Annotated in this window: 13 protein-coding genes and 1 tRNA gene; 2 read left to right on the top strand and 12 right to left on the bottom strand. The window is 37.1% G+C overall.

The features are described from left to right. Positions 1-465: 465 nt before the first annotated feature. The 3 genes from OQX64_RS15545 to metG form a co-directional block, all read right to left on the bottom strand. The gene (locus OQX64_RS15545; RefSeq protein ID WP_265819433.1) at positions 466-1,737 is read right to left on the bottom strand and encodes a site-specific integrase; all 1,272 of its coding nucleotides are present in this window, start codon (positions 1,735-1,737) and stop codon (positions 466-468) included. Positions 1,738-2,049: 312 nt separating this feature from the next. After that, positions 2,050-2,121, bottom strand: a tRNA-Arg gene (locus OQX64_RS15540). A 72-nt stretch (positions 2,122-2,193) separates the two neighbouring features. Further along, positions 2,194-4,302, bottom strand: a complete 2,109-nt coding sequence (metG, locus tag OQX64_RS15535; protein ID WP_265819432.1) for a methionine--tRNA ligase — start codon at positions 4,300-4,302, stop codon at positions 2,194-2,196. 40 nt (positions 4,303-4,342) lie between these two features. Between metG and OQX64_RS15530 the strand changes: the two genes are divergently transcribed. Both OQX64_RS15530 and OQX64_RS15525 read left to right on the top strand, forming a co-directional pair. Then, complete coding sequence (locus OQX64_RS15530) at positions 4,343-5,242, top strand: S66 peptidase family protein (protein WP_265819431.1); 900 nt, start codon at positions 4,343-4,345, stop codon at positions 5,240-5,242. A gap of 1 nt (position 5,243) precedes the next feature. After that, positions 5,244-5,651 (top strand): DoxX family protein, encoded by a 408-nt coding sequence (locus OQX64_RS15525; protein ID WP_265819430.1) that lies wholly within the window; start codon positions 5,244-5,246, stop codon positions 5,649-5,651. Positions 5,652-5,845: 194 nt separating this feature from the next. Here the strand turns inward: OQX64_RS15525 and OQX64_RS15520 are convergent, their stop codons facing one another. The 9 genes from OQX64_RS15520 to OQX64_RS15480 form a co-directional block, all read right to left on the bottom strand. Then, positions 5,846-7,336 carry a RagB/SusD family nutrient uptake outer membrane protein gene (locus tag OQX64_RS15520; protein ID WP_265819429.1) on the bottom strand — a complete coding sequence of 497 codons (1,491 nt, stop codon included), beginning with the start codon at positions 7,334-7,336 and terminating at the stop codon, positions 5,846-5,848. 18 nt (positions 7,337-7,354) lie between these two features. Beyond that, a complete protein-coding gene (locus OQX64_RS15515) occupies positions 7,355-10,522 on the bottom strand; it encodes a SusC/RagA family TonB-linked outer membrane protein (protein WP_088301204.1) in 3,168 nt (1,055 codons plus the stop codon). A 1,087-nt stretch (positions 10,523-11,609) separates the two neighbouring features. Beyond that, positions 11,610-12,977: a RagB/SusD family nutrient uptake outer membrane protein gene (locus tag OQX64_RS15510; RefSeq protein ID WP_265819428.1), complete on the bottom strand. Its 1,368-nt coding sequence runs from the start codon at positions 12,975-12,977 to the stop codon at positions 11,610-11,612. Positions 12,978-12,987: 10 nt separating this feature from the next. Continuing rightward, positions 12,988-15,993 (bottom strand): SusC/RagA family TonB-linked outer membrane protein, encoded by a 3,006-nt coding sequence (locus OQX64_RS15505; RefSeq protein ID WP_265819427.1) that lies wholly within the window; start codon positions 15,991-15,993, stop codon positions 12,988-12,990. A 255-nt stretch (positions 15,994-16,248) separates the two neighbouring features. Then, the gene (locus tag OQX64_RS15500; protein ID WP_265819426.1) at positions 16,249-17,661 is read right to left on the bottom strand and encodes a RagB/SusD family nutrient uptake outer membrane protein; all 1,413 of its coding nucleotides are present in this window, start codon (positions 17,659-17,661) and stop codon (positions 16,249-16,251) included. Positions 17,662-17,672: 11 nt separating this feature from the next. Then, positions 17,673-20,648: a SusC/RagA family TonB-linked outer membrane protein gene (locus OQX64_RS15495; RefSeq protein WP_265819425.1), complete on the bottom strand. Its 2,976-nt coding sequence runs from the start codon at positions 20,646-20,648 to the stop codon at positions 17,673-17,675. Positions 20,649-21,132: 484 nt separating this feature from the next. Beyond that, positions 21,133-21,816 carry a hypothetical protein gene (locus OQX64_RS15490; RefSeq protein ID WP_265819424.1) on the bottom strand — a complete coding sequence of 228 codons (684 nt, stop codon included), beginning with the start codon at positions 21,814-21,816 and terminating at the stop codon, positions 21,133-21,135. A 64-nt stretch (positions 21,817-21,880) separates the two neighbouring features. Further along, positions 21,881-23,392, bottom strand: a complete 1,512-nt coding sequence (locus OQX64_RS15485) for a SusD/RagB family nutrient-binding outer membrane lipoprotein (RefSeq protein ID WP_265819423.1) — start codon at positions 23,390-23,392, stop codon at positions 21,881-21,883. Between the two features lie 11 nt (positions 23,393-23,403). After that, positions 23,404-26,571, bottom strand: a complete 3,168-nt coding sequence (locus tag OQX64_RS15480) for a SusC/RagA family TonB-linked outer membrane protein (protein ID WP_265819422.1) — start codon at positions 26,569-26,571, stop codon at positions 23,404-23,406. Positions 26,572-26,833: the final 262 nt, after the last annotated feature.

Below are 26,833 nucleotides of genomic sequence, written 5' to 3'. Positions count from 1 at the left end.
CTAAATCTGTTGGAAATTTGATTGGGCCCGTTTTTTCTCTTAAGTTGCCTTGCTACCATAATACCTCAAAACACTATAATTATAAAAACTCACAGTTGCCATAAAAATGTTCCCTAAAAAGATTACACCATGAACTATATTTTACTCAAAAAAAAGAATCTAAATTAACATTGCTTCAATATTCAAAGCCTATAACAGCTACATAGCTAACAATCTAGCTAAAAAGCTTAATAACCTTCACATCACCATCATCTCCTCTTTATCCTTCTAGAAGTTTCTCCTGTAATGCAGACATCTTAATACCAGTTTAAAAAAACATAAAAAGTAATACTATTAGTATAATAATTATTTATTTTTTAAACCCTTGTGTGAAAATTATCTGACTAGTGTTGATACAAATACTGGCAATTAGATTAAGATTGACAAGACAAATTACAACCGATTTCCGTTTACATTGAAAGCAATTTATCTAAATAGCTTCATAACTTTCATATCACCAGTATCTTCTTCTTCCTTATCTCGGTCTAAAAGTTTCTCCTGTAATGCAGACATCTCAGTACTAACTTTAGTATCGATAACCTTCGCATAATGCTGTGTTGTTTTCAAGCTATTGTGGCCAAGCATTTGGGATACGGTCTCAATCGGAACACCATTTGAAAGCGTAATAGTGGTTGCAAAAGTATGCCTGGCGAGATGATAAGTAAGCACTTTAGTGATGTTACAAAGATCGGCGATTTCTTTCAGGTAACCATTTGTGCGTTGATTAGTGAGCACCGGCAACGCGACTTTTCTCCATCTGCATATCCTGTGATTCTTATACCTGTCAAGAATTACTTTCGCCTCATCCAACAAGGGGATATGACAGGGTGTTTCCGTTTTCTGCCGTTTGATGAATATCCATAAATTACCGTCATCACCCTTTGTAATCTGATCCGGGCGAAGTTGCTTCACATCTATATAGGAAAGGCCTGTGTAGCAACTGAAAATAAAAATGTCACGAACGATATTTAATCGCTCAAGTGGAAATTTCCTGTTTTTGATCCTATCCAACTCTTCCATATTTAAAAAAGTCCTTGCCTTAGCTTTAGCAGTATTGCGATAATTTAAAAATGGATTACCAACAATCCACCCGGCACCCAGGCAATACAGCATGATTTTTTTCAGGTGAACAATATATTTCCGGGCAGACATTGCATTATTTCCTCGATCTATTCTAAGAAATAGCTCATAATCGGTGATAAATTTAAAATCTACCTTTTTGACGTTAATGTCCTGAACCTCATATTTGAGCTGAAGAAATTGTTTAACATGTCTGATGGAACTTTGATAGGTTTGAAACGTGCTATAACTGTATCCTTTACCAATCAGTTTTTCCATATTGTCATTGTGCTTCTGATAAACTCTCAGCAGGCTATGGTTAGATGTATTCTTACCGGTAAGATGATCCCGTAAGATCACCGCTGTCACCTCATCTTCCTTCTCCACAAGAGAGGTATGAAATCTTCGAACTTTTGAGGCCAGCGTGTCCAGATAATCATTAAGTTCCCGGATCTCCTCGCGCAGGCCAGTGCCTTTTCCTTTAAGCGCGGACCAGAAGCTGGGAACAATTTCCCTGCCGACAGAATATTCCGAATGTTTTCCTTTCACGGTAATCCGTAAATAGATGGGCATCATCTCGCCCTTGATAAAATTTTTTGGTCTTTTCAGATAGAATAAAAGATGAAAATTGTAACTCATAATGATACATTTAAAATTAAACAAATGTACATTTGAGCCAGTGAGTCATCAAGATGTTCGCCAGTCGAACGAGCTGTAAATCAATATCTTACAAAATAATCCAGCACCCGAACATTTCGGAATAATTCTGGTTTTGATATTTCAATCAATTTACTGACTTACAGTGTTTTACAAAAAAAAGTCAATTTTCGACTCACTAAAATTAACCATTCAGAATGGTCGAAAACGAGTCTTAATGCGTTATAAAAACCAAAACAAAGTCTTGAAAATCAATGATTTGCACGACAATGTTCTGGTTTGAATCTAAGGAAGTGGTCCCGACGAGAATCGAACTCATATCTAAAGTTTAGGAAACTTCTATTCTATCCGTTGAACTACGGGACCAAGTAATTTTAGATTTGCAGAATTACGATTTTAGATTTACAAATGCAAAACCTAAATCACAATTATTAACAATTATCTGATTACACTACCTGCTTCAAATTTTTCAGCAGGTGCCACAAAAGTAAGTTTTCCTTCTGAATTTTCCGCCATCAAAATCATACCTTGTGATAAAATACCTTTAATTTCCCTTGGGGCCAGATTGACAATAATGCTCACTTGTTTGCCTATAATATCTTCTGGCTTGTAATGTTCTGCAATGCCTGATACCACGGTGCGCTCATCTATACCCGTATTTACCGTTAACTTTAACAGTTTCTTTGTTTTCTCCACTTTTTCTGCAGCAACAATGGTGGCTACGCGAATATCCATAGCAGAGAAATCATCAAAATTAATATTTTCTTTTGCTGGTGTAGCTACGGCGTTGTTGGCGGCATTTGTTGATTTGCTATGGTTGAGTTTTGCAATTTGAAAATCAATCTCCGCATCTTCAATTTTTTCGAACAACAGTACAGCCTCACCGATATCATGTCCGCGTTTAATTAGATTTACTGAACCCGCATCATCCCATTCGTTCCCGCCATTTTTCAGCATATTCATCAGTTTCTCTGCCGTAAAGGGTAAAAAAGGTTCAATCAAAACCTGAATGTTAGCCGCAATTTGAATAGAAAGGTGTAAAATGGTACGTACCCGATCCTCATCCGTTTTAATCAATTTCCAGGGTTCAGTTTCTGCCAGGTATTTGTTTCCCAAACGGGCCACGTTCATCACTTCTGATAAAGCCTCCCTGAAACGATAATTTTCTATTGACGCAGAAATTTTAGCCGGATAGCTTGCCAACTCATCAATTACAGCCTGATCTACTGGCAAAATTTCCATACAGGTGGGTACGCTTCCATTGAAATATTTATGGGTAAGTACCATCACACGGTTAACGAAATTGCCCAAGATGGCAACCAATTCATTGTTATTCCTAGCCTGAAAATCTTTCCAGGTAAAATCATTGTCTTTGGTTTCAGGAGCAGTTGCCGTAAGCACATAACGTAAAACATCCTGTTTACCTTCAAACTCACGCAAATATTCATTTAACCATACCGCCCAGTTTTTTGAAGTGGAAATCTTCTGCCCTTCCAGGTTTAAAAATTCATTGGCCGGCACATTATCTGCCAGGGTATATTCACCATGCGCCATTAACATGGCCGGGAAGATAATACAATGAAAAACAATATTATCTTTTCCTATGAAATGAACGAGTTTGGTTTCATCACTCTTCCAATACGCTTCCCAGCCACATTTATCGCTTTCGTAATTACTAATGTAATACTCTTCAGCCTTCGGATTCCAGACATCCAATTTGGCATAATTACATAATTCCTTCGTGGCTGATATGTAGCCAATAGGTGCATCAAACCAAACATATAGCACTTTACCTTCCGCGTCTCGGAGTGGCACACGCACACCCCAGTCTAAATCTCTGGTCATGGCACGCGGCTGCAAACCAGCATTTAACCAGCTTTGGCATTGCCCATATACATTTGGACGCCATTCTTTATGGCTTTCAATATAAGCCCTTAGCCTTTCTTCATATTGATCTAAAGGCAGGAACCAGTTTTTCGTTTCTTTTAGAATGGGCTGATCACCAGAAAGTGTAGATTTTGGATTAATCAGATCTGTGGCATTAAGCGTAGAACCACAATTCTCACACTGATCGCCATAGGCATTTTCATTACCACACTTCGGACAGGTACCGGTAATATAGCGATCGGCCAAAAACTGTTTGGCTGAAGGATCATAATACTGTTCGGTAACTTCTTCTGTAAAAACACCCTTATCATACAGCGTTTTGAAGAATTCGGATGCAGTTTGGTGATGGGTATGGGATGATGTGCGGTGGTAAATATCAAAAGAAACCCCAAATTCTTTAAAAGAATCTCCGATAATTTTATGGTATTTATCTACCACTTCTTGTGGTGTGATCCCCTCACGTTTGGCTTTTAAGGTAATGGGCACACCGTTTTCATCAGATCCGCAAATAAACTTAACATCGCGTTTATTTGATCTCAGGTAACGGGCGTAAATATCAGCAGGGATATAAACACCTGCCAGGTGACCGATATGAACTGGTCCGTTGGTATATGGAAGTGCCGCAGTTACGGTATATCTTTTTATTTTACTATTATCCAAAACAATTTTTATTAATTTGGCAAAGATAAGTGTTTTGAAGATGATTAAACAGCCCCCATATTTAAAAAAAGGAGATAAGATTGCCCTGGTATGCCCGGCCAAGAAATTACCGAAGTCCATTGATGAGGCTATAGCGATTTTAAGCAGCTGGGGATTGGAGGTTATTATAGGTGAGAGTGTGTGTGCCAGCCACCATCAATTTGCCGGAACGGATGAGTTAAGGACTAAAGACATGCAGCAGTTTCTGGATGATCCGTCTATCAAAGCCATTATTGCAGGCAGGGGAGGCTATGGAACCATTCGGATTATTGATGAGCTGGATTTTACTTCATTTAACTTAAACCCTAAATGGATTATCGGATTTAGTGACATCACTGTTTTACTGTCACACATTATGTCGCAATGCGAAGTGCAGTGCATCCATGGACAGATGCCTTATACTTTTGAAGAAAGTACACCTGAAGCAATTGATTCATTAAAAAGAGCTTTATTTGGCGAGCAACAGACTTATCAATACAAAAGTGAATTTCCAAATCGTACCGGCGAAGCCACTGGCTTGTTAATTGGCGGAAACTTAACCTTACTCGCCATGTTACAGGGCTCTGTTTCGGAGATGGATTTCGACCATAAAATATTATTTCTCGAGGATGTTGGTGAACATGAATATAGCATTGACCGGATGTTGCGCATGCTTAAAAGAGCTGGCAAACTGGCCCATTTAAAAGGCTTGGTTATAGGAGCTTTTAATGAAATAGCAGCTGAAAAAATTCCATTCGGACAAACAGTGGAGGAGGTGATCTGGGATATTGTTCAGGAATATGATTATCCGGTTTGCTTTAACTTTCCAACCGGGCATATTGATCACAACCTGGCGATGGTTCTGGGCACTGAAGTGAATTTGAAAGTAGAAAACAATAACGTTCAATTTAAATATTTATAACATGGCAATTTTAGATGGTTTAGGTAAATACCGCAATACCGGTTTATTGATTATGCGCATAGGCATTGGCATTATGTTTATTGTTCACGGCTTTCCGAAACTGGCTGGCGGCCCTTCCGGGTGGGAGCAACTGGGCGGCAGCATGAAAGTAGTAGGCGTAAGTTTTTTACCCACCTTCTGGGGATTCATGGCCGCTGTTGCAGAAACCTTCGGAGGCTTTTTATTAATAGTTGGACTATTTTTCCGCCCCGCTTGCATAGCCTTGGTTTTTACCATGATTATTGCTGCACTGGTTCACTTTGGCAGAGGCGATGGATTGAGTGGTGCCAGCCATGCGATAGAGTTAGGCATGGTATTTTTCAGCTTAATTTTTATTGGCCCTGGAAAGTATAGCGTGGATAAGAAATAATGGCACGCCCTTATCATAAATAAGCTGCTGAGGATTGAGTTTAAAATCTAAACAGCGCGCACGTATAAAAAGCCACAGGCATCGTTCTTCCTGTAGTTTTGCTAAATTATGTAATTACACCAATGGTAGGGCATATAATGATAAAGGGGTGGAAACAAATGTTTCCACCCCTTTATTTATTTTAGATTTTATTGTTAAAGTGTATTTACCAATGGATTAGTGTTTAACTCACCAATTGGGATCGGGAAAGTGTAACGCTGATCGGTAACCGGAATGGAAGCACCAGCACCGAAAGATGGAATTGGAGCTGCTTTTCTGGCCAAATCGTTGTATCTGAATCCTTCAGCTAAAAGCTCAATTCTTCTTTCTTTAAGAATTGCAGTTTCTAAAGCTGTTGGCGTAGTTAAGGCACCGTAAACATAGGAAGCATCAGAACGTGTACGTACAGCTTGCAACAATGCTTTTGAGCGAACAAGATTACCACCCGGAGCCAGTGCTTCTGCTTCAGCAACATTTAACAGCACTTCTGCATACCTGATAATCGGCACAAAATCAATGAAGGGAGATACAGCACCATATTTAATAGGATAGGAATGAAGTACACCGGAAATGGTGGCATCCTGAGTGAGCTGAGATTTACGGGCATCTGTTGTTGGCCAGGCTGGATCTACATAAATACCCGCTCCGGTTTTATTTAAAGAGAACTCCAGATTTCCATTACCAGCCCAGCTATAGTAATATCCTAATTGATTTTGTGTTCCCGGCGCGTTCGTATCTGCCATAGGGAAAGAGAATATCGATTCAGACGTTGTAAATGGTGCAGCAAAAACATTCACCACACTCGCCTGCAGTGCATGAGCAGTTCTTGCTGAATTGGTAAATGGCGCGGATTGCGGAACCAGCTTATTGCCTTCCTCAATCACTTTCGCATAATTACCCATGGCTAAATATACACGTGTTTTCAAGGCTATAGCGCTATTTTTATGCGCACGCGTAGTCCGCAATAAGGGAGTGCTATAAGTATCTGGCAAACCGGCTTCTGCTTCATCAAGATCTTTTAAAATCTGCGTATAAATGGCTGCAACAGTACTGCTTTTTAAGGCATTATTGGCCAAAGAAGTTTCAGGAGTTAAACGCAATGGCAAGCCTCTTGAAGCACCGTTATCAACAATATAGGGTTTTGCAAAAATCTGGATCAGTGCAAAATAATTCAACGCCCTTAAAAATTTTGCCTCTCCTGCATAGTTTGCGTTTAATGCAGGGGTTAAAACAGTACTGTTTTTAATTAAGCCATCCAGGAAAAGATTGGCCCTGTTAATGGTGAGGTATGCTTGTGAAAAGAAACTGGCCACATAAGTGTTCGTAGCGTTATTTGTGCCCTGATATACATCATAACCCGTTACACTATTACCGGTTCTGTTAACAAATTCTTCGGCTCTGATATCATTATAGATCAGGTATCTTCCGCCAAATAAAGAACCATTTTTTGAAGAGGAATAAAGTCCGTTAATTTGGCCTAATATTCTCGTCGGATTAGCAAATGCATCCTGATCAGGAAGCGTTAGTTCCGGAGTCTTTTCCAGGAACTCTTTTTTACAGGAAGAGATGCTTCCAACTAAAGGAATTGCAAGTATAGCCGCAGTAGCTAACTTCAATTTATATGTTTTGATATGAAATAATTTCATGAATATGATGATTAATGATTATAAACCTAAACTAATGCCAAATGTAAATGATCTGCCTTGAGGGATGGAGTTACGCTCTACACCACTTGCTAAATTACTATTACCATTGGTCGAGATTTCCGGATCTACCCCGGTATAGTTCGTGATCAAAAATGCATTATTTACTGAAGCATAAACCCTCGCATTACTGATGCCTGATTTACCAAAAATGCTCTTAGGGATGCGATAACCGAAAGTTGCAGCCTGAAGGCGTAAAAAGTCGCCTTTTTCTACGTTGGCATCAATTGCGAAAGATGATCCATTTGAAACATTATCTCCATAAACTACTCTTGGAATATTAGTCTGCTGACCTGGAGTTGTCCAGGCATTTAACACTTCTGTTGAATTATTCCAAACACGCTGGTCTAATAAACCAGCACGAGAGCCATTGTAAATATAATTACCGCCAGAAAATGTAAACATCAGGTTAAGATCAAAATTACCATAGTTAAACGTATTGTTGAAACCACCGTACCATTTAGGGAGTGTTCCGCCAATTACCTGTGCATCTCCTGCCGGTGATGGCGCTTGAGTGCCATCCAGATATGTCCATGCGTTTGCACCACCAAAGTGTTGATATTGAACTTCACGTCCTGCAGCATTAATAAAGATTCTTCTTCCATTTGCAGGATTTACACCATTTGTTCTTACGGCATAAATACTACCAATTGATTCACCTACTCTAGTAACACTTGCAGATTCTAAACCGCCCGTAGTACCGATAATCTGTGATACGTTGGGATCTAAAGCTGTAACTTCATTTTTAATAGTTGTGAAGTTTAAATTGGCTGTCCATGAGAATTTATCTGTTTTAACAGGTGTACCGCCCAATGCAAATTCGAAGCCCTTATTATACATCGAGCCAACGTTCGCAAGAATAGTACCTTGCGGATCATTCGGGATACCTTTCGATAATGCCTGAGGAACATTTAACAATAAATTATTAATGTCTTTTTTGAAGTAATCTGCTTCGAAGGTTAACCTGTTATTAAATAAGGCAAGGTTTAAACCAAAATCTAACTGGTTACTGGTTTCCCACTTAAGCTCTTTATTACCAGCCTGTCCAAAGATCCATGCAAAAGGTGTAACGCCATATAAGCCTGGACTATAAGTAGTATACTCACTATAAGCCGGAACATTCGCATTACCTACGCGACCATAACTTGCCCTGATTCTTAGCGAATTTACCGTTTTAGCCAGTGATGAATTTTTGAAGAATTCTTCTTCGGAGATTGTCCAGCCAACTGACCCTCCACCAAAGTTACCCCACTTATTTTCTGAAGACAAGGCCGAATTACCATCTCTTCTAAAGTTACCGCTGATGTAGTATTTTCCTTTATAGTTATAACTTGCGCTAGCCAGGTATGCCTGAAAAGCAATTTCATTAATACCATTTCCGCCGGGTACATTTGTAGTGTAAGTACCCTGAAATTGATTAAAGAAAGTTGGATCACCTAATCCCTGGCGAACAGCACCCCAGTTTACTGTTCTGGTATTTTGTACATCGTTACCAACAGTTAAGTTTAAATTATGTACGCCATCAAATGTTTTAACATATTGAAGGGTGTTAATCCAGTTCCAGTTATTTCTTCTGGCGGTATTATTATAAGCATAACCGTTATAAGAATATCCGTCGCCCTGAAGGGGATTCCAAAATTGAATATTTTCAGTATTGGCTCTTTCCCAAGAAAAATTAGATCTGAAATTTAAGCCTTCCAGAATTTTAAAATCGGCACCGAGATTGGTTAAAAACCTGTTATTCTCTGAGCTGTTCACATCCTTATCTACCAATACGGTAGGGTGTGCCCATGTACTGGTAATGAGGTTAGCTGCATTTCCGACATTATTGGCAGAAATATTATAACCACCATTAGCATTATAAACGGGAACGTTTGGTGCAATGGCTATGGCAATACGTCCTAATCCTGATGAATTAAAGGCTGCACCCGGAGCCGAACCACTGTTTGGTGCCCTGTTAATGCTGTTGTTATAATTCACATTCATGCTTAAACTTAACCAGTCAGTAGCTTTGTGAGTGGCATTCAAACGAGCAGAGTATCTTTTAAATGTATTATTTTTAAGGAAACCGTCCTGATCTGATAATCCACCAGATAAATAATAGGTTGTTTTTGCTGTTCCTCCGCTTAAAGTAACATTATGGTTTTGTGATTGAGCGGTTCTATATACCTCATCGTACCATTTGGTATCAACAAGTGATCCATCTGCATTATAACTTGGGAAGAAACTCCTGTTACTGGCATCTCTTTGTGTAGCAGGCACTGCATTTGGATTTAAAACCAAAGCATTTGCAACTGCCGTATTTTTACTATCAATATATTGCTGCGCATTCAAAAGTTCTGGTAAACGAACGGCATTATTTACGCCATACCAGCCATCGTAAGTAATTTTAGCATCACCGCTTTTTCCTTTTTTCGTGGTGATCACCAATACACCTGCTGCAGCCCTTGAACCATAAAGTGCTGTTGATGCCGCATCTTTCAAGATATCGATCGTTTCAATATCAGCAGGGTTGATATCACCAAGCGGATTGTTTGTTGCTGAGTTGGCAGATGCATCAGTTGTTGGAAATGGAATTCCATCAACAACCACTAAAGGAAATGAACTTAAAGAGATGGAGCTTACCCCACGTACCCTAATCACAGGTGGGTTGTTTAGCAAACCATTTGGCTGGATAATACTAACCCCTGCTGCCTGGCCTGTTAATCCTTGCACGAAACTTTGAACGGGCTTATCTTTTAAATCATCTCCCTTTACACTCGCTGCTGACCCGGTAAAATCTCTCTTTTTTGTAACACCATAACCGGTTACAACAACGTCAGTTAGTGTTCTTGAATCGCTTACCAAAGTCACATTTAGTGTACTTCCAGATCCAGTGCTACGTGTTTGGCTTGTGTATCCAATATACGTAAATTCTAAGGTAGACGTACTGGCAGATACACGAATACTGTATTTACCATTTGCATCGGTAGTGGTTCCTCCAGATGCGCCTTTGATTTTTACACTTACACCAGGAAGTGGCATTCCGTCTTCCTTTCCTGTAACCGTACCAGTAATTGTTCTTTCTTGCGCCATTGCAGTACCTGCAACGAAAAGCAATATGAACAAACTTTGTAGAAGTTTTTTCATAAATTAGTTTAGTTTAGTTAATAAGAGCACAATATAAAATTTAACATCCTGTAAAGCAAATTTTACAAACAAATTTTGTTTTGTAATATTTAGAGCAAAAACTGCGAAGAACTAAAAAAATTATAGCTAATAGCCCCAAAAAAGCAATTATTATAATATTAGGCTATAAATAAGATCAATTTTAAAATTATTTTTTAACTAAAAAGATACATTTAAATTAAAATGAGATAAAAGAAAAATTGTTATACAGATTCCGGATGATATGAAAACATCATCATTAATTAAAAATCTTGTTTGTATTTGGGATAAAAATTATTGAATTTATCATAAAACTTATTGAAAAAGCTACAGTAAGCGTTTTTATTTATCATTTCCTAAAAAATACTTGCTGTAGCTTTTTACGCAGTTATTGCAAACCATTTTTGCCATAGGTGGCTAGCTCAGGGAAAATTTCCTCAACGATAGCAAGGCTTTATTTGTAACATTAGCTATCAGCGAGCTATTTGCTAACATCTTGGTGCTGTTGGTCTAAATAGCATTATTCTAATTTTGATGCCATAAATATAAACTCCTCCAGACGGAGAGCAGGCCTTAAGCAGCATTATTTAAATGACTTTTCCAAACATAGTTTTAAGCATTCCTTCAGCCTAAAAATGATGATTGTGACCAGGGATTACTCCAAGAATTAAGCCAACCAAATGAAAGAAACATTATCTACGGGCCTTAATAAGCATATGAATAATTATTGATAACTCCACATAGGAACCAAGACTGAAGTAATAATATGGAATGACAATTGGAAACACTACGAATATGATAGGAATACTGCAGTAGGTCGATGTTGATTTCGTCAACGATATTATCCATTCAGATGGTATCGCCCTCAGGCATTTAACTTGTCTAATGATAAGAAAAAACATAAACAGGTACTGGGAGTAATGTTTAAGTTTTTTACCTTATATCACCTATCCTCTTTGTTAGTAAAGAATATGAAAATCAAATATCTAAATCAACAATAAAAATTAAAAAACAAAGCGCCTGATCATAATAATGACCAGACGCTTTGCTTTTGCTTTAATTCATCAGATTAGTTATAACCTGGATTATTTGGTAGTAGCAAATCGTTGGTTGTAATTGCATCCTGAGGAATAGGGTATAATTCATCATTTATTGAACGTCCCTTAGCCTCTAAAAATACTGTTGCCATAGATTTTGCTGGATTTGTAGCAGATGGGGTTCTTTTCATATCCATCCATCTTGTTCCCTCAAAAGCCAATTCAACACGTCTTTCTTTTATAAATGCCTGTAAGTTTGCAGAAGCTAATGCAGCAAGACCTCTTTTAGTTCTTACATCATTAATTCGTGCCAAAGCAACTGCATCTGTAGGATTGTTTGAAATCATTAACTGTGCTTCACCAGATGTTAAATACATTTCTGAAATTCTGAAAATAGAGAAAGGTAAAGCACCATTACCCGATGGATCCTGGTATTTTTTGCAATACCAGCCTGGATTTGCTGTAGGTGCTGAAACCTGCTGAATGGAAGCAGCTTTTCTAGCATCTCCTGCCTCATAGGCATCAACTAAACTTTGATCAACTGGTAATTCTGCACGGCCACCACCTGGCATTGATGGGTGTTGTAAGAAAAAGTCAAGAGACTGTTGCGCCTCTGTGGCTGTGAAATTCAGTTTAAAAATATGTTCCGTTGAGACATATGGAGTAGTGAATATCGAAGCATAGTTTGAAGTGATCTGGAACTTACCTGAATTGATTACTTCATCGGCAAATTGTTTAGCTAAAGGGTAGTTTTTACGAATTAAGTAAACACGAGCCAATAGCGCTTTGGAAGCCTGGATTGATGCGAATTTAGCATCTGTAAAGTCAGTTCCTGCTGCAATACTCGCCTGTAAATCTGAGATAATCTGAGCATATACCTCATCTTGAGATTTCCTAGGAACCTTAACTACATCTCTGTTAAATACAATAGGTACCGGACCAAATATGGTTACTAATCTATAATAAGCGTAAGCCCGTAAAAAATAAGTTTGAGTTAAAAGTGGCTTTGCAGTTGCTTCCGGTATTGACCCGCTTTTTAAAATCTCCAACAAATCATTCGCTTTTTGAATAATGGCATATGGCCCTGTGAAGTATCTTGCAACTAGCACGTTATTGGTTAATATCGCGTTATTATTTACCTCGCCGTGTTGGAAAAAAGTTGCTCTGTAAGTCAAGTTATCTGCAGATAGATCTTCTGTAGCATAACTTAAATAATAGTATGATGTGTTACTTCCAACTTGCAGGGCATCATAGATACCATTAAGTAGTTTTGGTGCTTCTGCAGGCCCTACAATTTCAGGCGAAAGAGAAGCAACCGGATTAACATCTAACTGTTTCTCGCAAGACGAAAAAACCGTTAATCCAATAGCCATTACGGCAAAAATTATTTTATTTTTCATATTATTAATTCTATAAACCAATATTAATACCGAAAGTATAGGTTTTGAACTGAGGGATACTTCCTTGATCTACGCCTGTGTTACCAACTGTGAATTCTGTAGAAACCTCTGGATCAAAGCCTGAATACTTCGTAAAGGTTAATACATTGTACCCTGTTGCATACACCCGAACATTATTCAAATGTAGTTTGGTCGTTATCGATTTCGGCAGATTGTAACCTAAAGTCACATTTTTTAATCTTAAATAACTTCCATCCTCCAAAAATCTAGATGAACGTTGTGTATTATAAGTACCTCTAACACCACCAACTGCTCTAGGATACTTAGAATCCATGTTGGATGGCGTCCATCTATTTTCATAAACTTCACGTAAGATATTAGTTGCAGGAGAAGTAGCAGATACCACACCGCCTAAACTTGCCCAACCACCTGTACCTTCAGCACCTAAGTTATAAATATCGTTCCCATATGAATATTGGAAGAAGATGCTTAAATCAAAGCCTTTGTAAGCGAAGTTATTTGTGATACCACCATAGAATTTTGGCAATGGATTACCTAAAAACTGACGATCATCGCCTGTGATAGTACCTGTACCGTTTGTATCTTCATAAATCATATCACCAGTATTTCTATCGACACCTAGTGATTTAATTAAAAAGAATGCACCTAATGGTTGACCAACTGCTGTTCTCGTTGCAAATGACCCATCAATAGGCTGGTCATTATAAAGAGCAGTCACTTTATTATTATATGTTGAAAGGTTTAATGATGTATTCCATTTAAAATCGCCAACGAAGTTTTTACTTGAAACCTGAAAGTCGAATCCATGCCCTTCAAGACTACCAATATTTTCTAAAATGGTGTTAAATCCTGTAGTACTTGGAATTGGGCGGTTAAGCAATAGATCTTTAGTTTTCTTATTAAAATAATCAGCAGAAATATCGATCCTATTATTGAATAAACCAATTTCCAATCCTAAATCGAATTGATTAGTAGTTTCCCATTTTAAGTCTGGACTACCGATTGTACTTAATGCAAATCCTGGAGTATCATTATAGTTAAAACCTCCACCAATTAATCTTCTTGCAGTGAAGTTTCCAATACCTTCCTGATTACCGGTAGACCCATAACTTGATCTTAATTTTAGGAAGCTGACCACTTTATTATCTTTAAGGAAATCTTCTTCACTGATGATCCATCCACCTGAAACTGACGGGAAATAACCATATCTTCCTTTTTGAGGAATTTTGGAAGAACCATCTCTTCTAATCGATCCTCCTAAAAGATATTTACCGTCCCATGCCATATTTAATCTGGCTAACATGGATTCGATTTTGAAGTAGGTTAAACTAGCTGTTCCACCAGTAATCTGTGCTGCAGAAGTAACATATGGCGTTAAATCTGACGGGAAATTTGATCCGTCTACTCTGTTATTTGACTGATTGTTCCATTGAAATTCATAAACACCAGTTGCATCAATATTTAAACGGTCATCGAACAGGTTTTTATTATAAGATAACGTTTGTGTAGTAAGATAATTTTCCGTTTGAACATAACCCGATGTTCCGGACCCGTTAGATCCCTGACCTGAAAGTGAAGTAATCGGGTTATAAGTACGTTGATCTAAATAAGTATAATCAATACCAACAGCAGATCTGAATTTTAACCCTGGAAGAATTTTAATTTCAGCAAAAGTGGAGTTGAAGATATTAGACAGGTTTACATAATTCACAGATTGGAACATATGTAAAGGATTATTATAGTCGTTAGCCGCAAAGGTACCATCAGCATTGTAAATTGGCTGATCAGGTCTTGCAACTAATGCACGAGGAAATGGTGAATAAATGCTGTTATCAACCGGTGATTCTTGTCTGTATGAACGAGAAATAGCTAAATTACTTCCAACCTTAAGAAAATTAGTAATGTCATGCGTAACATTTGTTCTTAACGCATAACGTTTAAAACCTCCGAAATTTAATGCACCATCCTGATCAAAATAGTTTAAAGAAGAATAAAATTGTGTTTTTTCTCCTGCTCCAGAAGCAATTGATAATTGAATATTGTTAGTTCTTGAGTTTTCCCTCAAAATTTCATCCAACCAATTCACATTTGCTGTAGGATTGTCAATTTGTGCCTGTGTAAATAAAGTAGCCAAGCCAGTATTGACTCTGGCTTCATTATACATTTGCCTGTATTCCGATGCATTTAATAAATCACGTGTTTTAGTCAGAGACTGCGCACCAGTGTATGCTGAAACACTGATTGTTGACTTGCCACTTTTATTACCACCTTTAGTTGTGATTATTACAACACCATTGGAACCACGAGACCCATAAATTGCTGCTGAAGCCGCATCTTTTAATACGTCTACGGAAAGGATATCTTCTGGATTAATGTTTGCCAAGGCAGATACACCTGCTCCGGCACTGCTGGGAGTAGTACCGCTATTACTTGGTAAAATCACACCGTCCACAACATATAGAGGGTTGTTACCGGCGGTGATGGATGACCTTCCACGGATATTAATGGCAATTGGTGCACCTGGCCTGCCTGACCCAGAAGAGATTTGCACACCAGCCATTCTTCCTTGTAAGGCTTGGGCTACGTTAGGGACAGGTTGCTCTTTAAGCTCTGCTTCACCAACACTTACCCGCGCAGATGTAACATTTCTTTTTGACTGAGTACCATATCCTACCACTACAACATCAGTAAGCGCTTGCGCATCCTCTGCCAATGCTACATTTACAGTATTTGAATTTCCAACCTGAACGGTTTGAGATTGATATCCCAGATAAGAAAATTCTAAAGATACTGCTGTTGATTGTGTTACCTCCAGAGAAAATTTCCCTCCAGCGACAGTAACAGTACCTTTTGGCGCACCCTTGATTTTTACATTTACCCCCGGAAGAGGTAATCCATCTCCTTTAGATGTAACTGTACCAGTGATTGTCCGTTGTGCAAATGCCGAAAACGACATCAGCATTAACAAGAACAAACTTTGTAAAAGTTTTTTCATGAATTTAAATTAGTTTATTTGATTAATTGAATTAAATCGCAAATTATAACTTATATAAATACAATACAATCTTTTTAAAAGCTTAAAATGATTTAGCATACAAACCAAAGCGTATTTGACCTTCACGTGACATTACAACAAGCATGTGAGTTGTAGTATAATAAAGACTAAAAAATTAGTTATCATAGTTAATTCCATAAAAAAACACCAACTCTCTATTGAAAGTTGGTGTTTAATAAAAGATAATTCTTATAGTTAGTATCCGCTATTTTGTTGTCCTTGTAAACCAGGGTTATTATCAATTTCCCTCTGAGGAATTGGCAATATGGTTTTAGCACCGCCAAAAGCAGCAGCAGGGTTTCCATTTCTTAACGGAAGCCTGTTTCTAAGCAAATCCATTCTACTGTGGCCTTCAAATGCCAATTCTTTCCGACGTTCAATTAATAACGCGTCTATTAGTGCCTGTTGACTGTTAGCTGCTTTAGGAGCGAGACCAGCTCTAGCTCTAATTCTTGTATTTAGAATAGTAATGGCTTCAGCACTTGGCGTTGCGTTTTCATGCGCTAGTGCTTCAGCCAGATTTAAATATACTTCAGTAGTACGGATTACCGGGGAATTATCAGAATTATTTACAGCATCTGGGAATTTAGTTGTAAATAGGTGAGGTAATCCATCAGTTGCTGTACCAGTAACTTTAGCTGCATATCGTTTATCATTTGCTTCAGATGTAAAGGCACTAACGAGATCATCAGAAAATGGCGCATCACCACGTCCACCTAAAGCAGCAGGGTTATAGTATGCTGCCCAGCCACCATTACCAGTCCTACCATTATCAATTGCACTATTCTGAATAGTGAAAACATCTTCATTGGTATTTCCGCTATAAAAGCTATAGTCAGCTGCTAAATCATATATGCCTTGACTTAAAGTATTTCTTGCAGCCGTTTCAGCTTTTGCCCACTCCTCCCTGTATAAATACAGTCTTGACAATAGTGCATATGCAGCACCTTTAGTAGCACGGCCGCGAGTTTGCTTTGCATCACCATATTGTACCGGAAGCACTGCAGCAGCATCATTCAGATCAGAAATAATCTGTGCATGTATTTGATTAAGGGTACTTCTAGAAGGATACTCTATTGTTCCTGTAAAATCTGCAAGTACAAGTGGCACCGCAAGGTTTGAGCCTGAACTCACTTGATAAGGTTGAGCAAACAGATTACACACCTGGAAATATGACAGTGCACGTAAAAACTTAGCTTCTGCTGTATACTGTGCTTTCTCTTCTGCACCTAGACCCGGTACATCATTAATCCGGGCAATCACTTTATTTGCTCTTGTAATTACCTGGTAATGTAACTGCCAAATACCTGATACATTGCTATTAGTAGATACTCCTGAAAAATTATTTAATTCTTGTAATGTTGGAAATGTACCCACAAAATCTACATTATTGCCCATATAATCTCCTATTACTTGTGGCAAACCACCATAAAAGTCAAAGGTTTGAGCAGTACTATAAATACCTCTAACAGCACCAAGTGCGGTAGTAGGACTTTCAAAAACAGCCTCATCTGTTAAATCTTGCTGAGGCTCCTTTACCAATTCTTTTTCACAGCCAAACATCGATAACACGATGGCCGAGGTTAATATATAATATCTTAATTTCATTTCTCTAATTATTAAAGTCCAATATTTACACCAAAGGTAAATGATTTAGCCTGTGGCAATGCGAAGAAGCTTTGACCAACTATAGAATTTGATGCACCATTTGCCGAAATTTCTGGATCACCTCTAAACTCTTTGTTTTTAATTGTCCAGATATTTTGTGCAAGGAAATAAACTCTGGCACTTGAAAATATCTTAGTCCTTTGTAAAAACTCTTTTGGAAGATTGTAACCAAATGTTAAGTTCTTTAAACGAAGATATGAACCATCCCTCAATTGAGCTGTAGAAGCTTGTGCATAGGTAGTTCTTGTTGGGCTGTTTAACGCAGGTGCAAAAGCATTATCACCTGGTTGTTTCCAATAATCTAACATTTTGATGCTTTTGTTGTAAGAAGCCGAACTGAAGTTATCAGTAAAAGTAAGACCATCAAGATATACGTCATTTCCATATGTAAAGTTGAAAAATGCGGATAAATCGAAATTCTTATAGGTAAATGTATTGGTTATACCACCTTGAAAATCCGGATCTCCCTTTCCAACGATTACGCGATCAGCGGAAGTTGGAGTTGTGGTTACAGTACCATCTTTCTTCAACCATTCTGCATTACCCGTTTGCGGATTAATACCATTATAACGGATTAAATAAAATGAATTTTTCGAATAACCGGTGATTGCACGTTGAACACTGTTACCTTGTACGAAATTACGTCCGTCCTCATCTGGATTTTGCGGAAGCGACAATACTTTATTTTTATTAAATGCGATATTGAATGAAGTTTTCCATGTAAAATCACGAGTACTGATATTATCAGAATTAATCGAAAACTCAAAACCCCTATTTCTTAATTCACCAACATTTTGACTTCTTACATCATACCCAGTTGTATAAGGAAGAGGAACATCCAATAGTAAACCTGTTGTATTCTTATTATAATAATTTACTTGTAAGCTTATTGCGTTGAAGAATCTGGCAGATAAACCAATATCGAATTGTGCAGTTTCTTCCCAACTTAAGTCAGGATTTCTTACAATATTCGGAGTCAAACCAGCTTCACCATTATAATTTGATCCACCGGCAAATGTACCAGCATATCTGTTAAATCCAATGTTATCATTACCAGCGGTACCATAACTTGTCGTTAATTTTAAATTTTGAACAATTTTATTGTCTTTGTTGAAGAAAGCTTCGTTTGAAATTAACCAACCTCCTGAAACAGCATAAAAATTACCGTATTTCTTATTTGGACCAAATCTTGATGAACCATCTCTTCTGAATGAACCCTCTAATAAATATTTTTTATCATAATCATAATTTAAACGGGCAAATTGCGACTCTAATGCCCAGTCATAAACTAATTCTGATGCAGTGATTGGTGTAGATGCCGAACCAATATTTGGTAGTGCATCACTTGCAAATCCTGAACCTTCTACTAAAATTTGTGTTAAAGTAGCTGTTTCAAAACTATAACCTAATAACGCTCCAACAGTATGCTTTCCGCCAAATGTTTTGTTATAATTCAAAGTATTTGTAGTAAGCCATTTTTCATCTGTATTATGTGTTCTATATCCATAACCTCCTGGAGTGATTACATCAGCATCTCTGTATTTCTCATCAATACTATAATTATCGATACCAAAATCAGTTTTAAATTTTAGGCCATCAATAATTTGCCATTCTGCAAATGCATTACCAACGCTCCTGTTTGAGAAGTTTTTGTTAATTCCAGTTGCTTCCATAGCTACTACATTACCAACAAAACCTGTACTTTGAAACTGCCCATCCGGACCATATGGTGTGACGTATGGGATTTGTAAATATGCGGCTGTTAATGGAGCAGATGTACTATTTTCTGCACCGATACGATTCATATCTACACGTGAAAGGCTATAGTTTAAGCCGAAGTTAATCTTATCAGATAATTTATGAGTTAGGTTCAGTCTGCCGGATAATCGTTTCAAATCGTTTCCAAGTGTATAACTACTTTCATCACCATAGGTACCGCCAATAAAAAACTGGGTTTTTTCATCACCTCCAGCCGCACTGATATTTGCGGTATTAATTTTTCCTGTTTTAACAACAGCATCTAACCAATCATAGCTAGTAGTTGGGTATGTTGGAACCGTTCCATTATTCGCTCTGATATAATCTGATCTGAACTGCCTGAATTGATCAGCATTCATCATTTTTTCAAGAGATGTTGGGGAAGAGAAGCCATTTTGATAATCCGCATTGATTCTTGTTTTGCCAGAAGCACCTCTTTTAGTGGTAATCAATATCACACCATTAGAACCTCGTGATCCATAAATGGCAACAGCAGAAGCATCCTTTAATACTGTCATACTTTCGATATCATTTGGGCTAATATTAAGCAAAGGATTCAATCCTGAAGATGCACCTTGTGTTTGGGTATAATCAGCACCGTTAGAATTTAATGGCACACCATCAACCACATATAAAGGTCTTCCACCTGCACTTAATGATGAACCACCCCTAATTGTAATCTGTGCTTCAGAACCTAAAACTCCTGATGAGTTAACCATATTTACACCTGCAGCCTGCCCTTGTAGTGCTTGTTGAGGTGTTTGAATAGGCATATTTTTAAATGAATTCGAGTTCACAGTAGCTGTAGATTGGGTAGTTAACGCCTTACTTTGCTGGCCATAACCAACAACAACAACATCTGTTAATGTTTTAGAATCAGTTACCAAAGCAACATTTAATATATTACTTGCAGAAATTGCCTGATCTTTAATTACATAACCGATGTAGGTAAATTCTAACGTAGTAGATCCAGAAGGTACGCTTACAGAATACTTTCCATTTGAATCAGTTACTGTACCTGATTGAGTGCCTTTTACTTTTACCGTTACTCCAGGAATTGGTAATTTGTCATCCTGTGAAGTTACCGTACCAGTAATTGTTCTATCCTGAGCCATTGCTGTAAATGCAATAAACATGAGGACAAACAAACTTTGTAGAAGTTTTTTCATGAAATTTGTGTTAGTAGATATTTAATTTTTAAGGGAGCAAATCTAATGTTGTTGAAATAGTATTTAACATTATTTAACAACAGCCAGGAATAAATGACAAATTATTGACAATAGTACGTTGTTGAAAAAACAAATTTTGATTTAAACGAACTCTATTAATCTTTCAAATTAAGAAAACTAATTGCTGAAAAGAAAGACATAATGCAATATTCTAGCCCACTAATACAAAGTATCACTTAAGCCATAAAGCTAATAAAGGATTCCGAAAAAAGAGTTGAAAGTTAGATTTAGAACACATTTATATACATGTTTGCAAATGCGAAGCACATTGCACTATATCATCTGATATAGTTTTAAGCATAAGTTAATTATACTAAAATCTTATTTTACACTCTCTCGCCATGAATAAGAATGATGAAAAGATACATAAATTTGATTAGATACATCCGATTAAATATGATCAGAACTTATAATTTTCGTCAAGCTATAATAAACTATTATAGAAATTGAAAATATGAATTAAGTCAACATCTTTTTTTAAATCCAAATCATTTTCTTTAATATAAGCTAAAATTAGAGGGGCTTTCTCTCCAAATGCTTGTTGAATAGATTTATTATCTCGTTTAAATTCGACAAGAGTATTCTTAGCAAAGTAGTAATATTTTATTCTTTCAATAATTGATTTTGTGGTAACAGCAGAATTATATTCTCTATATTGTTCGATATGCTTAACATTTTTCTTCGCCAATTTAAAGGTACCATCATAAAGAATTTCATAATAACTTTTCTCTGTTGAACCTTTAAAAGGCTCAAAACCGTTTCTAAATAAGGAGGATTTTTTTAAACCATTAAAACTGTAGTCAATTCTAAACTCTATAACCGGCACAGCAAACCCAAGTTCTTTTCCATTAATATCTTTATATATTACCTCATCTTCTAGCTGATCATATTTAAGCTCAATGTCGTTGAAAATCTGACCATTAGCTTGTTTAATTATTCCTTTACTCCAGTTATCTACAAAATATGGCGTACCTTTAATATCATTATACACTCGGGATCGGAGTGGCATCCCCATAGATTCTTTTAATCTAAAAAATTCCTGGCTATAAACATCACTAGTCAATATTAACAGATATAAAATGATTGCTGACTTATAAATTAGTTTCATATCATGAATAAATAAAAAAGGAGCTTTATATAAAGCTCCTTTAAATTTAATAAAAATATTCTAATTATAGCTTATCCCACCACATCCTATTATTGATACTGTTATTTGACCATCCTTGTTGTGCCAATGCAGCATTATAATTAGCTCTATTGGTCGTCTGATCGGCAGTTGGATAACCAACTCTTCTCGGAAGATTTGTGCCATTTTGCGAATTAGGACCTGGAACCAGTGCCGGGAAACCAGTTCTTCTGAATTCTGTCCATGCTTCCCACCCATCTAAATATAAAGCCACCCATCTTTGGGTTGCTATTTGCTGTAATGCAGTTGTAGGATTGTAAACAATGCCTGTAGCCGTTTTAAATGTAGGATCAGCTACACCATATTGAGTTAAAGAGGCATCTATACCTGCGTTATAATATGTTGCAGCAGTTGCGTCGCCTCCAGCGGTCCATCCTCTTTTAGCACCTTCAGCCAATGCAAATTGAACTTGTGCGCCGGTGAAGATATAAGCTGGTGATCCAGCAGCACGTAAAGTCGAACCTATACGACTGTAAGCATTTGGAATATTTACCTGTACCTGAACACCAAATTGCAATCCTATAACTTGATTTCCAGCTAAAACCTCACCATATACAGGAAGTCTTGGATCTGTACCTGTTCCATTATTTTTCATTTGATCAACCAAAGTTTTACTAATCGCAAAATCATTACGATTCGATATGCTATAATTGTTATACCAAGGATTATAATTGTTTGGATCACCTCCATCAAATTGGTAAGTTAAATTCTCACTCGCCGTAATTGGTGTGGCCGCGATTGCAGATACAAATTCTGTAGCTGCAAATTCTCCTGTATTAGGATAAACCTTCGAAAGTCGCAATGCCATCAAAAGACGCTGTGTTGCGGCAAATTTCTTCCAAGTATCCATATTACCATTAAACATTATATCACCTGTTGGACCTGCGCCACCATCCATTTGTGCAACAGCTTCTTTAAGCTCCTTGAATAAATCTTTATAAATATCTTCCTGCTTAGAGAACTTAGGTGTAATATTTGCACTGTTCAATGCTTCAGCATACGGAATATCACCCCATCTATCAGTAATTTTCCAAAATACATACGCTTTCATAATTCGAGCTACTGCAATTTGGTTCTTTAAAGATCCATTTGAAGCTGGATCGGCTTCTGGAGCCCCTGCAGTTGCAAAAGTGATAACTTGATTAAGATTTTTTAAAATCTCTGAATAAAAAGTATAATAGCTTGGATTTAATGTACTTCCGGCATCATTAAAAGGAGAAACAGTTAAATAAGGCCCTTCGGAAAGATGCTGAGCAAAGATTGCTCCGCTAGATGACAATGTTGTAACAGCTGCAGTATTAGCCGAGGGCTGAGTAGTCGACTGATCTCCTCTAGCCTGAGTTTTTTGCATTGCATAGGTTAATAATGCCTTAGTTGCAGCCTTAGAAACCTTAGTTTGATCGACATTAGTATCACCAAAATCTCCAAACTTTTTACAGCCTGTGGCTAACATGCCAAAGCCAACTACAAGCAGTATATATTTTTTAATATTTTTCATGTTTATAAAAATTAAAGTCCAACTCTTAAATTCAGACCAAATGTACGCGATGATGGCAATTGACCGCCTTCTTGCCAGAAATTCTCAATTTCCGATGGATCAACACCATATTTTTTACCAGGAGCTGCAATTAACCATGCGTTTCCAACTACAAAACCTAAGTTTGCAGATTTAAGGAAACCTGTTCTAGCCAAAACTTTACTAGGCAAATTATAACCCAATCTTACTTCTCTTAATTTTAAATATGATGCGCTAATCATGAAAAGCTCTCCCGAACCTGTTTGCATACCATCATAAAATGCTGTGCTTGCACTTACATATCTGTTATTAGGTTGCCCATTCGCCAATACACCGGCAAACTTATAACCACCCCCTTGTGCAACTGGTAGTCTCCAATCAATACCTTTATCATTTAAACCCACTGTTTCCTGCGATAGACCACTACCCATATTAAATGCCCGAGTTGTTGAATTAAATAATCCGCCCTTTTGAAAATCTAAAGAGAAGCCTAAATCAAAATCAAAAACTCTTAATGATGAATATGCACCACCATTGAATTTCGGACGGGCATATCCTACAAATTGATTCGTTGTAGAAGTTGGTAAGCCACTTGCAGCGATGATAACATTCCCGTTTGCATCACGGTTCCAGGTACGTCCTAAAATATAGCCCCATTCTTCACCTTCACGAAGGTTCAATGTATTTCCAAAAAATGTACTGGTTTGATAAATTACATTTGTTTGATTATCAGTAATTTTATTTACAATGGTTTTTGACTTACTAAAGTTTACAGTTAGATCCCAACTTACGTTTTTAGATTGAACAGGTGTTCCTGTTAAACTAAACTCGAAACCTTTATTCGTTAAATCACCTGCATTAATTAAGTTAGTTGTGTAACCTGTTGCACCATTTAATGTCACTGCTAAAATTTGGTTTTTATTTTTGTTCACATAATAAGCAAAGTCCAAACCAATTCTATTTTTTAAGAATTTCATCTCTGTTCCAATTTCAAATGAATTGGTTTTTGCAGGAATTATTCTGCCATCTCTAAATTCATTGCCAATAGCTAAAGATGGATTGGTTCCATAAGCAGGTGAAGTATTATATTGAAGATTAACTCTATAAGGATCTACATCAGAACCTACCTGAGCATATGCGAATCTTAACTTTCCAAATGAAAGGGCATTTTTAACGCCAGCAGGCAAAAACTCTGAGAATACAAATGACGTAGATATTGAAGGGTAAAAATAAGAATTCAAATCTGGAGCGAAAACTGATGACCAATCATTTCTAGCTGTAATGTCTAAATAAAGAAAGTTTTTATATGCCAATGATGCTTTACCGAAAACACTTCTTACTTCTTTTTCATAATAGTCGTTAATGGTAGTTGGTCTTGCTAAGGAAGCTGCAATATTGAAATAGTTAGGAAAACTTAAGCCCCCTGCTGTTGACATATCTATTCTTTCTCTTTTTTCATGACGAATATTACCTGCAGCTAATGCATTTAACGTAAAGTCACCAAACGTTTTATTATAAGTCAAATTTAACTCATAGTTGAATTCAGTATCTGTCCAGTTTTTTGTCTTAAAATAATCCTGTTGTAAGCCACCTGTAGCCATACGCTCGTCCCCAGATTCATTGTTAATGTTTCCTCTTAAGAAACCTGCTAACGCTAAACCACTACCTAGATCATATTTTAATCCCAAGTTACCAACCAATCGGTTATTTCTTTGTGTTCTATAATTATGATTAACCACCCAAAAAGGATTATCCCAGTATTGAGGAGTAGTAATGGATTTAAGGTCACCTGTTCCATTTGGATTACCAATGTTCCATGATGTTACCGTACCATCAGCTAAAATCTGATGATCTCTTAGATAGTTCATATCCAACTGACGCTGGAACCATTGATTAAAACCTTGTACAACATTTAATCCATCGTTACGATAAGTCTCATATGGCTGACCAATTCTATTTTCCTTTGCAAATTGAATATCTGTAGAAACAGTTAATCTTTTACTAACATCAAACGATCCGTTAACATTTAATATGTTCATAGAACGGTTTGCATTTTCTTGTACAAGAGATCTCGTTTGGTTTGTGTAACCCACACGAAGATTATAACCTTCTCCACCAGTTGTAAATGCAATACTGTTATTGTAACTACCGCCAGTTCTTAAATAATCTTTAATGTTATTAGGCTGGGCAGTTAAAGGGACTAACTTGCCAAAGTCTTCTCCAGGATACCAGCTGTAATAAGGACGGTACAAAGAGCCATCGATTTTTGGACCGAAACTCGCATCTGCGCCATAATCCAGCATATTTTGACCATTAAAAGCTGCCCAAGAAGCTGGATGAATTGCAGGGTTATAAACAAATTTTTCAAATTGACCCGTATAACCCCCAGCATATTCATTCTGGTAATCAGGCAATAAAGATGTTTTTTCGATAGCAACACCTGAATTTATCTCAATTGATGTTCCTGCTTTTCTACTCCCTTTTTTACTAGTGATAATTACTACACCATTATAAGCACGTTGACCATATAGGGCAGTTGCAGCAGCACCTTTAAGGACAGTAATACTTTCAATGTTGTCCATGTTGACATTCGCCTGATCTGCAGGAGTTCCATCAACCACAAATAATGGCTGCCCTACAGTAAAACCATTAATTCCACGAACAATAATGGAAGCATTATCAAATGATGAGCTTGGAGAACCATTTAACTGAACACCAGCAACCTTACCTGCTAAAGCTGTGCTGATATCAGTATTTTTTGCAATAGTTAATTTTTCACCCTTTATTTCAGTTGCAGCGTATCCTAAAGCCCTTGCTTCTCTTTTCTCTCCTAAGGCAGTTACCACAACTTCAGATAATGAAGTAGCGTCAGCTATAAGAGAAACATTAATTGTAGTTGCCGAACCAATTGTTTTTGTCTGAGTAGTAAAACCGATCGAGCTAAATATTAATGATGTAGCAGATGCTGGCACTCTTAAAGCAAATTTTCCGTCTGCACCAGTTACAGCACCACCCGAGGCACCGGGAATTTTAACACTTACTCCTGGAATAGGTAATTTGTCATCCGTGGAAGTAACTGTACCACTGATTGTTCGATCTTGAGCAATTGCTGTTACAGCAAAAAACATAAGAATGAACAAACTTTGTAGAAGTTTTTTCATAATTTAATAATAGGTTAGTTAATGATTAATGATTTTTCTAATCTAAGAATTGAAAATCACTAAAGAAAATTTATTTTAACATTTTTTAACATTGTTAAAACAACAACAACAACCCAAACAACACACTGATAAACAATAACTTATAAATCAAAAAAGTTACTTAAACGTTTTACTTACTGCAAAAACACTCCAATAAAAAAGCAATTAAACCTTAAAATACACTAGATTTTTATCTAAAAAATCTATTGTAAGCAGAATAAAT

Source organism: Pedobacter sp. GR22-10, assembly GCF_026239715.1.
GTDB lineage: Bacteria > Bacteroidota > Bacteroidia > Sphingobacteriales > Sphingobacteriaceae > Pedobacter.
The sequence above is the reverse complement of the archived record's forward strand: the minus strand, read 5'-3'. Positions and strand labels throughout refer to the sequence as shown.